The organism is Palleronia abyssalis (genome assembly GCF_900302445.1).
Classification (GTDB): Bacteria; Pseudomonadota; Alphaproteobacteria; order Rhodobacterales; family Rhodobacteraceae; genus Palleronia; species Palleronia abyssalis.
This window is the reverse complement of the sequence record NZ_ONZF01000016.1, coordinates 58,459-71,097: the sequence shown is the minus strand read 5'-3', so window position 1 is coordinate 71,097 and position 12,639 is coordinate 58,459. Positions and strand designations below refer to the sequence as shown.

General features: G+C 64.0%; 12 protein-coding genes, 1 tRNA gene and 1 pseudogene. 3 read left to right on the top strand and 11 right to left on the bottom strand.

Annotation, left to right across the window (positions count from 1 at the left end; genetic code table 11):
• Positions 1 to 43: 43 nt before the first annotated feature.
• Positions 44 to 1,084 (top strand): annotated as a pseudogene (locus PAA8504_RS22855) (recombinase family protein); the annotation flags it as partial.
• A 490-nt stretch (positions 1,085 to 1,574) separates the two neighbouring features.
• Here PAA8504_RS22855 and PAA8504_RS20435 read toward each other — a convergent pair.
• Both PAA8504_RS20435 and PAA8504_RS20430 read right to left on the bottom strand, forming a co-directional pair.
• Positions 1,575 to 1,650 (bottom strand) — tRNA-Ala (locus PAA8504_RS20435).
• A gap of 92 nt (positions 1,651 to 1,742) precedes the next feature.
• Complete coding sequence (locus PAA8504_RS20430) at positions 1,743 to 2,066, bottom strand: TIGR02300 family protein (protein WP_108895999.1); 324 nt, start codon at positions 2,064 to 2,066, stop codon at positions 1,743 to 1,745.
• A 106-nt stretch (positions 2,067 to 2,172) separates the two neighbouring features.
• On the opposite strand from PAA8504_RS20430, the gene PAA8504_RS20425 reads away from it, so the two are divergent.
• Positions 2,173 to 2,871 carry a M48 family metallopeptidase gene (locus tag PAA8504_RS20425; protein ID WP_108895989.1) on the top strand — a complete coding sequence of 233 codons (699 nt, stop codon included), beginning with the start codon at positions 2,173 to 2,175 and terminating at the stop codon, positions 2,869 to 2,871.
• A gap of 31 nt (positions 2,872 to 2,902) precedes the next feature.
• Positions 2,903 to 3,559: a GntR family transcriptional regulator gene (locus tag PAA8504_RS20420; RefSeq protein ID WP_108895988.1), complete on the top strand. Its 657-nt coding sequence runs from the start codon at positions 2,903 to 2,905 to the stop codon at positions 3,557 to 3,559.
• A 28-nt stretch (positions 3,560 to 3,587) separates the two neighbouring features.
• Here PAA8504_RS20420 and lpdA read toward each other — a convergent pair whose 3' ends face one another.
• The 9 genes from lpdA to PAA8504_RS20375 all read right to left on the bottom strand — a co-directional run bounded on the left by lpdA (position 3,588) and on the right by PAA8504_RS20375 (position 12,596).
• Entirely contained in the window at positions 3,588 to 4,976 is a 1,389-nt protein-coding gene (gene lpdA / locus PAA8504_RS20415; RefSeq protein WP_108895987.1) for a dihydrolipoyl dehydrogenase, read from the bottom strand.
• A 23-nt stretch (positions 4,977 to 4,999) separates the two neighbouring features.
• Positions 5,000 to 5,410 (bottom strand): MAPEG family protein, encoded by a 411-nt coding sequence (locus tag PAA8504_RS20410; RefSeq protein WP_108895998.1) that lies wholly within the window; start codon positions 5,408 to 5,410, stop codon positions 5,000 to 5,002.
• Positions 5,410 to 5,736: a hypothetical protein gene (locus tag PAA8504_RS20405; protein WP_108895986.1), complete on the bottom strand. Its 327-nt coding sequence runs from the start codon at positions 5,734 to 5,736 to the stop codon at positions 5,410 to 5,412. The genes PAA8504_RS20410 and PAA8504_RS20405 overlap by 1 nt, the downstream gene beginning before the upstream one ends.
• The gene (locus PAA8504_RS20400; protein WP_108895985.1) at positions 5,736 to 5,987 is read right to left on the bottom strand and encodes a hypothetical protein; all 252 of its coding nucleotides are present in this window, start codon (positions 5,985 to 5,987) and stop codon (positions 5,736 to 5,738) included. The genes PAA8504_RS20405 and PAA8504_RS20400 overlap by 1 nt, the downstream gene beginning before the upstream one ends.
• 45 nt (positions 5,988 to 6,032) lie before the next feature.
• The gene (gene odhB / locus PAA8504_RS20395; RefSeq protein ID WP_108895984.1) at positions 6,033 to 7,652 is read right to left on the bottom strand and encodes a 2-oxoglutarate dehydrogenase complex dihydrolipoyllysine-residue succinyltransferase; all 1,620 of its coding nucleotides are present in this window, start codon (positions 7,650 to 7,652) and stop codon (positions 6,033 to 6,035) included.
• A gap of 4 nt (positions 7,653 to 7,656) precedes the next feature.
• On the bottom strand, positions 7,657 to 10,620 hold the full coding sequence (locus PAA8504_RS20390) for a 2-oxoglutarate dehydrogenase E1 component (protein WP_108895983.1): 2,964 nt from the start codon (positions 10,618 to 10,620) through the stop codon (positions 7,657 to 7,659).
• Between the two features lie 100 nt (positions 10,621 to 10,720).
• Positions 10,721 to 11,248: a DUF805 domain-containing protein gene (locus PAA8504_RS20385; protein WP_108895982.1), complete on the bottom strand. Its 528-nt coding sequence runs from the start codon at positions 11,246 to 11,248 to the stop codon at positions 10,721 to 10,723.
• 141 nt (positions 11,249 to 11,389) lie between these two features.
• Entirely contained in the window at positions 11,390 to 12,271 is an 882-nt protein-coding gene (gene sucD, locus PAA8504_RS20380; RefSeq protein WP_108895981.1) for a succinate--CoA ligase subunit alpha, read from the bottom strand.
• Between the two features lie 28 nt (positions 12,272 to 12,299).
• Positions 12,300 to 12,596 carry a hypothetical protein gene (locus PAA8504_RS20375; RefSeq protein ID WP_108895980.1) on the bottom strand — a complete coding sequence of 99 codons (297 nt, stop codon included), beginning with the start codon at positions 12,594 to 12,596 and terminating at the stop codon, positions 12,300 to 12,302.
• Positions 12,597 to 12,639 lie beyond the last annotated feature (43 nt).

Sequence of the window (12,639 nt, the reverse complement as noted above, 5' to 3'; positions counted from 1 at the left end):
GCACGTCGACCTGCCGAAGCTTCGCGACGATCTCTTCCGGCTTGTGTCTCTTCTGGGGCATTCTTGCATCCTCCAACTGGCCCGTAAGCCATACTTCAGGGAGGACCACTTTTCAGGGGGCAGACCAGGCCTTCAATCTCAGGAAGCGCGGTGCCGTGAATATGCACAGCAGCGCGGCTATGATGTTTTGGCCGTGTTTCCGGATGATGTTACCGGGGGAGGGGACTTCATAGCGCGGCCCGGTATGGTCGCGCTCTTATCGTTTCTGAAGGCACAGCCGGATAAGCAGTTCTGTGTGATCTTCGATGATCTCAAGCGTTTTGCGCGCGACGCTGAATTTCACATGAAGCTTCGCCGTGAGCTAAACGCGGTCAGGGCCAAGGTCGAGTGTCTGAACTTCAAATTTGAGGATACGCCGGAAGGCGAATTTATTGAAACCATCATGGCGGCGCAGGGTGAGCTTGAACGCAAGCAGAACCGGCGTCAGGTCATCCAGAAAATGCAGTCACGCGTGAGCGCCGGATATTATCTCTTCGCGCCTACTTACGGCTACACCTACGAGAAAGTGGACGGGCATGGAAAAATGCTCGTGCCGGACGGTGAGAAGGCGGAGATCGTCCGTACCGCCTATGAGGGCCTCGCTGCGGGGCGCTTCCGCACGATTGCCGAGGTGAAACGCTACTTTGAGGAGGTCTCTGACCTGCCAAGGAACAAGCACGGCGAAATCCGCTTCACCACAGTATCTGAAATCCTCCGCCGTCCGCTCTATGCCGGTCTCATCAATGTGCCCACTTGGGGCATCAAAAACCTGCTCGGCAGGCATGAGCCGCTGGTTTCCTATGAGGTCTGGTCGAAGGCTCAGAGCATGCTGGATGGCAAGGCACTGGCTCCGGCACGTCGGGACATAAGCGAAGACTTCCCGCTACGTGGGTTCATCCTCTGTGGTGACTGTGGGGGGCAGCTGACCGCCTGCTGGTCGAAGAGCCGTTCAGGCAAGATGCACCCGTACTACCTCTGCGCGCAGCGCGGCTGTCCGTCAAAGCGCAAGTCGATCCGCCGCGCAGATGTCGAAGAGGCGTTTGAGGAGGAGCTGCAATCCCTGCGTCCGAGAACAGCGATCCTGTCTCTTTGTAAGGCGATGTTCCGGGATGCCTGGGACGTGCGCGCACGCGATGCACAGAACGTCTCAGCGCGACTGAGACAGGAAGCTTCGAAACTCCAGATCAAGATCGACCGCCTGGTTGATCGTCTGGTGGAAGCCGACACACCAAGCGTGGTCACGGCCTACGAGGCATGCATCGAACGTCTGCAGCACGATAAGCGTCTGGCTGAGGATAGACTGAAAAACGGGAGCAATCCGGCGACCTCCTTAGAGGACACGTTCGAACTCGCCCTTCGCTTCCTCGCAAACCCTTGGAAAATTTGGGATACTGGTCACTTGGGACTGCGCAGAACAGTGCTGCGCATGGTGTTCCTGGAGCCCGTTTCTTACTGCCGGAAAACAGGTCTTCGAACCGCCAAAACGACGTTACCTTTCAATGTGATAGGTGATTTTTCCGACACAAAGTGCGGTATGGTGGACCCTAGCGGGATCGAACCGCTGACCTCCTGCATGCCATGCAGGCGCTCTCCCAGCTGAGCTAAGGGCCCTTGATGCCGCATCCTCGCGACGTGCGGCAGTCTCTAGAGAAGGTCCGGGGGCGGTTCAAGCGGAAAAAACCGCCCCCGGCCAAAGTTTCCAATCAGTCGTCGCTGTCTTCGCTGGCGACGTCGGCGATCTCGTCCAGAGAGACGTTATCGTCGTCTTCGTCCTCTTCCAGCACGTCATCGCCAAGATCGACTTCGGTGTCGTCCTCGTCGAGCACGACTTCCTCGTCATCCTCGGTCTGGTCCTTGGTGCTGTTCTTGTCGGCCTTGTCGGCCAGCATGGTGCGGTTGTTCTTGCCGGTATCCAACGGCACAACCTCGCCGGTGTAGGGCGAGACGACCGGGTCGCGGTTCAGGTCGTAGAAGCGTTTGCCAGTCGTGGGGCAGACGCGCTTCGTTCCCCATTCTTCTTTGGGCATGGAACCCTCTTCATCAGGCGTGTTTCCGGGATCGCCGTCCCCTGCCATAGGGGCAAGGGGGTGTCAAAGGCTTTCGCGGTGCGGCGGGTGCCGCTATGGGACGGATATGGACAGCACATCGTCATCCGTGAAGGTCTTGCCGGGCAATCCGCCGGTGGAACTGGTGCTGCGCCGGTCAGCCCGGGCGCGACGCATGACGCTTCGGGTGTCCTCGCTGGACGGACGCGTGTCTCTGACCCGTCCGTCCTTCGTCAGCGAGGCAGAGGCGATGGCTTTTGCCGCCGAGAAGGCGGACTGGTTGCGCAAGGCGGTGGGCCGGACCGTCGCGCCGCGGACCATCGCCATGGGTGTGGCGGTTCCCGTGGCCGGGGTCGAGCGACCGATCCTGCCCGGCCGCCCGGGGATCGGGGAGGCAGGCGTGATGGTGCGTGAAAACCGCCCCGTCGGTCCGCAAGTGGCGGCCATCCTGCGCGAGGTGGCGCGGGCGCGTTTGACCGAGGCGTCGCGTCGCTATGCCGACCGGCTGGGGGTGAAGATCGGGCGGATCACGCTGCGCGATACACGCTCACGCTGGGGCTCGTGCACGGCACGGGGCGATCTGATGTATTCGTGGCGCCTGGTCATGGCCCCGCCGGATGTCCTGGACTATGTCGCGGCACACGAGGTCGCGCATTTGCGGCACATGGATCATTCTCCCGCCTACTGGCGCGTGGTCGAAAGCGTCCGTCCCGACTGGCGCGACCAGCGCGCGTGGTTGCGGCTCCACGGCGGGACGCTGCACGCATGGCGGTTCGACGGCGATTGACGGCCGCTGCGCCGCGTCGCAACACTGCGACATGCTGACCCAACCGCGCCCCGAACCGCCCCACGCGCTTCCCGCCCATGATCAGGTCTACCGGACGCTGAGAACGCGCATCATGCATGGTGAGATCGCGCCGGGCGAGGCTTTGACCCTGCGCGGGATCGGCGCGCAATTCGGGGTGTCCATGACCCCCGCACGCGAGGCTGTGCGCAGATTGGCGGCCGAAGGGGCGCTGTCGCTGTCCCCCTCGGGGCGGGTGACGACGCCGGAGCTGGGGGCGGACCGGATCGAGGAGCTTGCCGCCCTGCGCGCGCTTCTGGAGGTCGAACTGGCTTCGCGCGCGCTGCCGCGGGCGCATCTGGCTCTGATCGAGCGGATGGAGGCTCAGAACGCCGCCATTGCCGAGGTGATCGCGAAGCATGATGCGGTGGGGTATATCCGACTGAACCTCGAATTTCACCGTATGCTATACCTGCGCGCGCAGGCACCCGCGATGCTGGCGATGGCCGAGACCGTATGGCTGCAATTGGGTCCCACGATGCGTGCGCTGTATGGCCGGTTGAAGCGGACGAGCGTTCCGTCCGGGCACCGTCTGATTGTCGCGGCATTGGCTGCCGGGGACGAGCCTGGTCTGCGCCTTGCGGTCCGGCAGGATGTCACCCACGGGTTGCGGATGATTCTGGCGGGGTAGGGGGCCGCCATGCGACGGCCCCGCGCCGTTACGAGTGGATCGGGCCGTCGCCGCAGGCCAGCGCAGCTTCGCGCACCGCTTCGGAATAGGTCGGGTGCGCGTGGCAGGTCAGGGCCAGGTCCTGCGCTGCGGCCCCGAACTCCATCGCGACGCAGATTTCGTGGATCAAGTCACCCGCCATCGGGCCGATGATATGCGCGCCGAGGATGCGGTCCGTCTCCTTGTGGGCGAGGATCTTCACGAAGCCGTCGGCCGCGAAATTCGCCTTCGCGCGGCCGTTGCCCATGAAGCTGAATTTGCCGGCCTTGTACGGCACGCCGTCCTCCTTCAATTGCTCCTCGGTCCGGCCGACATTCGCGACCTCCGGGTGGGTGTAGATGACCCCCGGAATGACCCCGTAGTTCACATGACCCTGCTTTCCGGCCAGCACCTCGGCGACGGCCATGCCTTCATCCTCGGCCTTGTGGGCCAGCATCGGGCCCGTGATCGCGTCGCCGATGGCGTAGACGCCCTTGACGGTAGTGGCCCAGTGATCGTCTGTCTTGACCTGGCCCTTCTGCGTCACTTCGATCCCCAGGTCGGACAGGCCCAGCCCGTCGGTGAACGGTTTGCGGCCCGTGGCCACCAGCACGACATCCGCGTCCAACGTCGCTTCGCTGTCGTCCTTCTTCAGCTTATAATTGACGGTCGCCTTCTTGTTCTTGACGTCGACCCCCTGCACCGCGGCTCCCAGGATGAATTTCATCCCTTGCTTGCCCAGGATCTTCTGGAAGTTCTTCTGAACCTCGGCATCCATGCCGGGGGTGATGGTGTCGAGATATTCGACCACGGTGACCTCGGCGCCCAGACGGGCATAGACCGACCCCATCTCCAGACCGATGACGCCCGCGCCGATCACGACCATTTTCTTGGGGATTTTTGACAAAGACAGCGCCCCGGTCGAGGAGACGACGATATCCTCGTCGATCTCGATGCCCGGCAGGCTGGCAGGTTCGGACCCGGTGGCGATGACGATATTCTTCGCCTCGTGGATCTGGTCGCCGACCTTGACCTTGCCAGCCTCGGGGATCGAGCCCCAGCCCTTCAGCCAGTCGATCTTGTTCTTCTTGAACAGGAACTCGATGCCCTTGGTGTTTTGACCGATCGTGTCGTCCTTGTAGGCCTGCATCTGCTTCCAATCGACGGAAGGCGATTTGCCCTTAAGGCCCATCTTCTCGAAATTGTGCTCGGCCTCGTGCAGCTGGTGCGTGGCGTGCAGCAGCGCCTTCGAGGGGATGCAGCCGATGTTCAGGCAGGTCCCGCCCAACGTCTCGCGCCCCTCGACGCAGGCGGTCTTGAGGCCAAGCTGCGCGCAGCGAATGGCGCAGACATAGCCGCCGGGGCCGGAGCCGATGATGATGACGTCGTAGCTGGACATTGGGGTCTCCTGTTTGGTCGCGCTCAGATCAGCGCGGCGAGCAGCATGAGGATGGTGGCAAGCCAGCCGATGCCGAAGACGATCGACCGGCCGGGAACCCACCCGTTGGCATAGGCAGGGATATAGAGGATGCGCGCGCCGAGATAGACCCAGGCGCAGGCGGCGGTGAACCAGTTCGATTGGTCCGATATGACCGTGACCGCGGTGGCGATGGCGAAAAGAAGCAGGGCCTCGTTATGGTTTTGATAGGCGCGGGACAGGCGGCCAGTCCGGGCCGAGACCTGTTCGGCCAGGGGCTTCGATAGCCGTTCCGGATCGCGCGGCGACATCGTCTTGCCGGGCCCGAGTTCGAGGTTCGCGGGCACGGCGTAAAGGATCAGCTGCACGGCCTGAAGAAGGCCCGCGAGCGTGAGGACAAGCAGTTCATGGGTCATCATGCGCGCCTCGTGTCGCAGCGGACGGGGGCGGCGAGCACACTTTCGGCGTATCGTTCGCCCTGTTCGGCGGTCCGCGTCGCGATCTCGGCGCGCGAGGCGCCGATCCAGCGGCATGCAGGGTCGGCCTCGATGGCCCGGCGGGCCAGTGCGATACGGGTATCGAGGTCACGCGGGGCGGACGGATCGAACAGGAAAATGTGCCACCGCGCGCCGTTGCCCGCGCTTTCGGTCGACGCGAAATGCCGGGTCGACACGTCCGGAACGGACGCCTCCGGCGCCACGCAAGCCGCGAGAAACGGCAGGAGGATCAGGGCGCGGCGCATCAGGCGGTTGCGAGGAAATGCGAGTCGAGGCCGCTCAACTGGCTGGACAGGCTGGACTTTTCGGCAAGCCATGCTTCGGCCTTGTCGCGGTCGGACACGCCGTAGAGCGCCCAGAGACGGTTCGGCGCCTCGGCCTCTTCCCACAATTGCAGCTGGGTCAGGCCCGCCTGATCCCGCCGCTCGCGCGTTTCGCCGTGGGCGGCGCGGAAAGCGGTGCGGTCGTGAGTCTCATAGCAGATGAGAAGTTGCATCGAATGCTCCTGACGGGGGTGCCGATCCGGCACCCCCGCGGTTGGTCAGAGGTCCATCAAAAGGCGGCGGGGGTCTTCCAGCGCTTCTTTCACGCGAACCAGGAAGGTCACCGCGCCTTTGCCGTCGACGATGCGGTGGTCGTAGCTGAGCGCCAGATACATCATCGGGCGGGCCACGATCTGTCCGTTCACGACCATAGGACGCTCCTGGATTTTATGCATGCCCAGGATGCCCGATTGCGGCGGGTTCAGGATGGGCGAGGACATGAGCGAGCCGTAGACGCCACCGTTCGAGATGGTGAAGGTGCCGCCCTGCATCTCGGCCATCGACAGCTTGCCGTCGCGGGCCTTCTTGCCCTTTTCGCCGATCGCCTTCTCGATTTCCGAGAACGACATGCTGTCCACGTCGCGGATGACGGGGACGACCAGACCCTGCGGGGTGCCGGCGGCGATGCCCATGTGGACGAAGTTCTTGTAGACGACGTCGGTGCCGTCGATCTCGGCGTTGACCTCGGGGACTTCCTTCAGGGCGTGGCAACAGGCCTTGGTGAAGAAGGACATGAAACCCAGTCGGACGCCGTGCTTCTTCTCGAACAAGTCCTTGTATTCGTTGCGCAATGCCATGACTTCGGTCATGTCCACCTCGTTGTAGGTGGTCAGCATCGCAGCCGTATTCTGTGCGTCCTTCAGGCGCTTGGCGATGGTCTGGCGCAGGCGGGTCATCTTGACCCGTTCCTCGCGGTCGGCATCCTCAGCCGGCGAGGGCGCGCGCTTGGGGGCTTCGGCTTTCGGCGCCTCGGCCTTGGCGCCGGAGCCGCCGGATTCCAGGGCCTTGAGGACGTCTTCCTTCATCACCCGGCCGTCCTTGCCGGAGCCCTGGACCTGATCGGCCGACAGGTTGTTCTCGGCCATGAGCTTCTTGGCCGAGGGGGCATCCTCGCCCTTCGAGGCGCCGGATCCCGTCCCGCCCGCGTCGGATTTCTGTCCCGCATCCGCCGGACTTGCGTCGGATTTCTGTCCCGACGACGCCGTGCCTGCGCCGGATGCTTGTCCCCCTTTCGTCATGACGGCCAGCTGGCCGCCAGCCTCGACGCTGTCACCTTCCTGCGCGATGATTTTCGAAAGGACCCCGGCTGCGGGGGCGGGCACCTCGACCGAGACCTTGTCGGTCTCGAGCTCGGCCAGCATCTCGTCGGCCTCGACGGTGTCGCCTTCCTTCTTGAACCAGGTGGCGACCGTCGCCTCAGAGACGGATTCGCCCAAGGTGGGCACCATCACCTGGACCTCCTCACCGTCGCCGCCGGACGAGGCGCTTCCACCGCCATTGGTATGGACCGTCTCCTCGGACGGCTTTTCGGCATCGGAACCGGAATAGCCGCCCTGCTTGGAGGTCTCCTCGCGGGGTTTCGTCTCCTCGGGGCCGGCATTCCCGACATCGGCGATATGGGCCAGAAGGGCGTCGACGCCGACCGTCTCGCCCTCCTGCGCGACGATCTCGTCAAGCTTGCCGGCAGCGGGCGAGGGGACTTCGACCGTCACCTTGTCGGTTTCCAGCTCGCACAGCATCTCGTCCACCGCGACGCTGTCGCCCGGTTTCTTGAACCAGGTGGCGATGGTCGCCTCGGTGACGGATTCGCCCAGCGTGGGCACACGGACTTCGGTCATTGTCTTATCCTTCGATTCCAAGCGCGGCGTCGACCAGCGCGGATTGTTGGGCCTTGTGCTGCGAGGCAAGACCGGTGGCGGGCGAGGCCATTGGCGGACGGCCGGTATAGGCGGGGCGCGTGTGCTTGGCGTCGATCCGGCTCAACACCCATTCGATGTTCGGCTCGACGAAGGTCCAGGGGCCTTGGTTCTTTGGCTCTTCCTGGCACCAGATCATCTTGGCCTGCTTGAAGCGCTCGAGCTCCTTGACCAGGCTGTGGGCCGGGAAGGGATAGAACTGTTCGAGACGCAGAAGGTACACGTTGTCCAGACCCTCGGCATCGCGCTTTTCCAGAAGGTCGTAGTAAACCTTGCCCGAACACATCACCACACGCTCGATCTTGTCGTCGGCGGCCAGCGTCATGTCTGAGTTGCCCTGCTGGGCGTCGTCCCACAACACGCGGTGGAAGGACGATCCGGTCTGGAACTCTTCGGCCTTCGACACGGCCATCTTGTGGCGCAGAAGCGATTTCGGCGTCATCAGGATCAGCGGTTTGCGGAAGCTGCGGTGAAGCTGCCGGCGCAGGATGTGGAAGTAGTTGGCCGGCGTCGTGCAATTGGCAACGATCCAGTTGTCCTGGCCGCATTGCTGCAAGAAACGCTCTAACCGGGCGGAGGAGTGTTCGGGTCCCTGGCCTTCGTATCCATGAGGCAGAAGGCAGACGAGGCCCGACATGCGCAGCCACTTGGATTCGCCCGAGCTGATGAACTGGTCGAACATGATCTGCGCGCCGTTGGCGAAATCGCCGAACTGGGCTTCCCACAGGGTCAGCGCATTGGGCTCGGCCAGCGAGTAGCCATATTCGAACCCCAGGACCGCGTATTCCGACAGCATGGAGTCGATGACCTCATACTGCGCCTGTCCATCGCGGATGTTGTTCAGCGGGTAGTAGCGATCCTCGGTCTTCTGATCGACGAGGGCCGAGTGACGCTGGCTGAACGTACCGCGGCCCGAATCCTGGCCCGACAGGCGCACCGGGTACCCTTCAAGCAGCAACGAGCCGAAGGCCAGCGCCTCGGCCGTGGCCCAGTCGAAGCCCTCGCCGGTTTCGAACATCTGGGTTTTCGAGTCCAGAAGGCGGCCGACGGTCTTGTGCAGGTTGAACCCCTCGGGCGCTGCGGTCAGGGCGCGGCCGATGTCGTCGAACGTCTCGGGCTTGATGGCGGTCTTGCCGCGCTGGTACTTCTTGCCTTCCTTGTCGAGATGCGACCAGCGCCCGTCCAGCCAGTCGGCCTTGTTGGGCTTGAAGTCCTTCCCGGCCTCGAACTCTTCCGACAGAAGCGACTGGAACTTGGACTTCATGTCCTCGATCTCGCCCTCGGGGATCAGGCCTTCCTTGGCCAGACGCTCGGAATAGAGGGTCAGGGTCGTGCGCTTCTGCTTGATCGTCTTGTACATCTGCGGGTTCGTGAACATGGGCTCGTCGCCCTCGTTATGGCCGAACCGGCGGTAGCAGATCATGTCGATGACCACGTCCTTGCGGAACTTCTGGCGGAACTCGGTCGCGACCTTGGCGGCGTGGACCACCGCCTCGGGGTCGTCGCCGTTGACGTGGAAGATCGGTGCCTCGACCATCAGCGCGATGTCGGTGGGATAGGGCGAGGTGCGGCTGAACGCGGGCGAGGTGGTGAAGCCGATCTGGTTGTTCACCACGATATGGATCGTGCCGCCGGTGCGGTGGCCGCGGATCCCCGAAAGCTGGAAGCATTCGGCCACGACGCCCTGGCCCGCGAAGGCCGCGTCGCCGTGCAGAAGGATCGGCAGGGTCGCCGTCCGTTCCTTGTCGTTCATCTGGTCCTGCTTGGCGCGGGCCTTGCCGATGACGACGGGGTTCACCGCCTCGAGGTGCGAGGGGTTCGCGGTTAGGCTGAGGTGGACCTCATTCTCGTCGAAGGTGCGGTCCGACGAGGCGCCGAGGTGGTATTTCACGTCGCCCGAGCCCTCGACATCGTCCGGCTTGAAGCTGCCGCCCTGGAACTCGTTGAAAATCGCGCGGTAGGGCTTGCCCATCACGTTTGCCAGCACCGACAGGCGGCCGCGGTGGGGCATGCCGATCACGATCTCCTTCACGCCAAGCGCGCCGCCGCGCTTGATGATCTGCTCCATCGCGGGGATCAGCGCCTCGCCCCCGTCGAGACCGAAGCGCTTGGTGCCCATGTACTTGACGTGCAGGAACTTCTCGAAGCCCTCGGCCTCGACCATCTTGTTGAGGATCGCGCGGCGGCCGGTTTCGGTGAACTTGACCTCTTTGCCGTAGCCCTCGATCCGCTCCTTCAACCATCCGGCCTGCTCGGGGTCGGAGATGTGCATGTATTGCAGCGCGAAGGTGCCGCAATAGGTGCGCTTCACCAGGTCGAGGATCTCGCGCAGGGAGGCGACTTCGAGGCCCAACACGTTGTCGATGAAGATCTTGCGGTCCAGATCGGCCTCGGTGAAGCCGTAGGACTTATAGTCGAGCTCGGGGTGGTAGGACTTGTCGCGCAGGCCCAGCGGGTCGAGGTCGGCGATCAGGTGACCACGGATCCGATAGGCGCGGATCAGCATCAGCGCGCGCAGGCTGTCGAGGACCGCGTGGCGGATCTGGCCCTCGTCTACCTTCGCGCCTTTGGTTTCGGCCGTCTTGGTGATCTTCTGGGCGATGGACTTGCCATCGGCCTCGGGCGTCTGGGGCCATTGGCCGTCGAGCGCATGCGTCAGCTCGTCATTGGGCTGCGGGGGCCAGTCTTGGCGGGCCCATGACGGGCCAGCGGCCTCGGCGCGGGCTTCGGCGTCCGCGTCGCCCAGCTGTTCGAAGAAGGCCTGCCATTCGGCGTCGACGGAGGACGGATCCTCGGCATAGCGGGCGTGAAGCTGTTCGAGATAGGCGGCGTTCTGGCCCCCCATGAAGCTCGAGGCGCGAAAGACGTCGTTGCGGGACTGTTCGGTCATGATGTCACCTTGAGGATATGGGACCAAAGATGTTGCTGGCGGGCGGATCGGGCAACAGGGTTGGCAGGAATTCGTGAAGGAACGGGAAAGATCAGCGAAATCATGTCGCCCCCCGCGGATCGGGGCCATAGGCGTTGGGGCCGGGTTGGCTGGGCTGGGCCAACCACCAGAGAACGAGGAGCGGCGACAGGAACAGCACGAAGAACGCGACCCCGAGGATCAGGACCGAGCCCCCCGCCAGTGCCGCGCCGAAATTGCCGTCCAGCAGCGGCTCGAACCCGCCGATGACGCCCGCAAAGACGCCGATGCCGATCATGATGATCAGGGGATAGAGGACATAGAGGCCGGACCGCCCGCTGTCGTGCATGCGCCGCCAGCCGGCTGCGAGCGCCGGGATCAGAATCAGCAGGCCGAACAGCGACGCGACCGGGCCGTCGCCCGATGCAGCGATTTCGGTCGGGGCGGTATCCACGACCACAGTCCCGAACAGGACAGAGTCGACGAACCCGGTCGTCAGACTGCCCAGAAAGATAAAGAGGATGAAGTACCAGTATTCCTTGCGCCGGGCGCGGCCCGAGAAGGTGGCATACTTGGAAAAACAGGTGCGGATGGCTTGCGGAAAGCTCATGCAAGCCTCCGCCGTCGCGCGCACAAGGCGCAACCGGGGAACCCCCCGGGCCTGAAACCCCACATTCTGTCGTCATTGCGCCGCATTCTTGCGTCCGATGAGGTGGCCGGGACGTCACCGCCCCGGCCGAAAGGTGTCAGGTCAGCCGATGGCTTTCAGAACGGCCTCGCCGAGTGAGGCAGGACTGTCGGCCACGACGATACCGGCTTTCTGCATGGCCTCGATCTTGTCCTCGGCGCCGCCCTTGCCACCGGCGACGATGGCGCCCGCGTGGCCCATGCGACGGCCCGGCGGGGCGGTGCGTCCGGCGATGAAACCGGCGGTGGGCTTCCAGCGGCCCTTCTTCTTCTCGTCGGCAAGGAACTGGGCGGCGTCCTCTTCGGCCTGGCCGCCGATCTCGCCGATCATGATGATCGCTTGCGTTTCGTCATCGGCCAGGAACCATTCCAGCACGTCCAGATGCTCGGTCCCCTTGATCGGGTCGCCGCCGATGCCGACGCAGGTGGACTGGCCGAGGCCCACATCGGTCGTCTGCTTGACGGCCTCGTAGGTCAGGGTGCCCGAGCGGCTGACGACGCCAACCTTGCCGCGCTTGTGGATGTGGCCCGGCATGATGCCGATCTTGCAGGCGTCGGGCGTGATGACACCGGGGCAGTTCGGGCCGATCAGGATGGTCTTCGAGCCTTCCAGCGCGCGCTTGACCTTCATCATGTCCAGCACCGGAATGCCTTCGGTGATGCAGCAGACCAGCGGGATCTCGGCGTCGATCGCTTCCAGGATCGAGTCGGCCGCGAAGGGGGGCGGCACGTAGATCACGGAGGCATTCGCACCGGTCTTGGCCACGGCCTCGTGGCAGCTGTTGTAGACGGGCAGGTCCAGATGGGTCTGGCCGCCTTTGCCGGGGGTCACGCCGCCGACCATCTTGGTGCCGTAGGCGATGGCCTGTTCCGTGTGGAAAGTCCCCTGGCTGCCGGTCAGGCCCTGGCAGATGACCTTGGTGTTTTCGTCGACGAGAATCGCCATTAATGTCCCTTTCGGTCGTTCCGGGCGGTCAGAAAAGCTGTTCGCTTTCGTCCGCCGCCATGTCGAGCAGGCGCACGAGCACAAGCCCCGCGCCCATGATGAGGAGTGTCCGGCCGATCGAGCCGGTCAGGTTGCCGGGCAGAATCTTCGCCACCGTGTCCCGCGTCTTGCGCGCCATCCGTTTTGCGCCGCGGTCGCGATGCGGCCGGTCGGGGCGATCGGGCAGGTTCAGGGCCCGAGGCTCCCATTGGCGCAGAAGAAGTCCTGCGCCCACGAGGGCGGCACCGATCAGAAGCGGAGAGGTTGCGGGGGTCGGGTTCTGCATGGCGTGATCCTTCGGTTTTCGAGTGAGCCTTGGGGGGTAACGC

Coding starts and splice junctions, on each gene's coding strand:
- PAA8504_RS20430 (WP_108895999.1), bottom strand. CDS start 2,066: ATGCCCAAAGAAGAATGGGGAACGAAGCGCGTCTGCCCCACGACTGGC.
- PAA8504_RS20425 (WP_108895989.1), top strand. CDS start 2,173: ATGGACAGCACATCGTCATCCGTGAAGGTCTTGCCGGGCAATCCGCCG.
- PAA8504_RS20420 (WP_108895988.1), top strand. CDS start 2,903: ATGCTGACCCAACCGCGCCCCGAACCGCCCCACGCGCTTCCCGCCCAT.
- lpdA (WP_108895987.1), bottom strand. CDS start 4,976: ATGTCCAGCTACGACGTCATCATCATCGGCTCCGGCCCCGGCGGCTAT.
- PAA8504_RS20410 (WP_108895998.1), bottom strand. CDS start 5,410: ATGACCCATGAACTGCTTGTCCTCACGCTCGCGGGCCTTCTTCAGGCC.
- PAA8504_RS20405 (WP_108895986.1), bottom strand. CDS start 5,736: ATGCGCCGCGCCCTGATCCTCCTGCCGTTTCTCGCGGCTTGCGTGGCG.
- PAA8504_RS20400 (WP_108895985.1), bottom strand. CDS start 5,987: ATGCAACTTCTCATCTGCTATGAGACTCACGACCGCACCGCTTTCCGC.
- odhB (WP_108895984.1), bottom strand. CDS start 7,652: ATGACCGAAGTCCGTGTGCCCACGCTGGGCGAATCCGTCACCGAGGCG.
- PAA8504_RS20390 (WP_108895983.1), bottom strand. CDS start 10,620: ATGACCGAACAGTCCCGCAACGACGTCTTTCGCGCCTCGAGCTTCATG.
- PAA8504_RS20385 (WP_108895982.1), bottom strand. CDS start 11,248: ATGAGCTTTCCGCAAGCCATCCGCACCTGTTTTTCCAAGTATGCCACC.
- sucD (WP_108895981.1), bottom strand. CDS start 12,271: ATGGCGATTCTCGTCGACGAAAACACCAAGGTCATCTGCCAGGGCCTG.
- PAA8504_RS20375 (WP_108895980.1), bottom strand. CDS start 12,596: ATGCAGAACCCGACCCCCGCAACCTCTCCGCTTCTGATCGGTGCCGCC.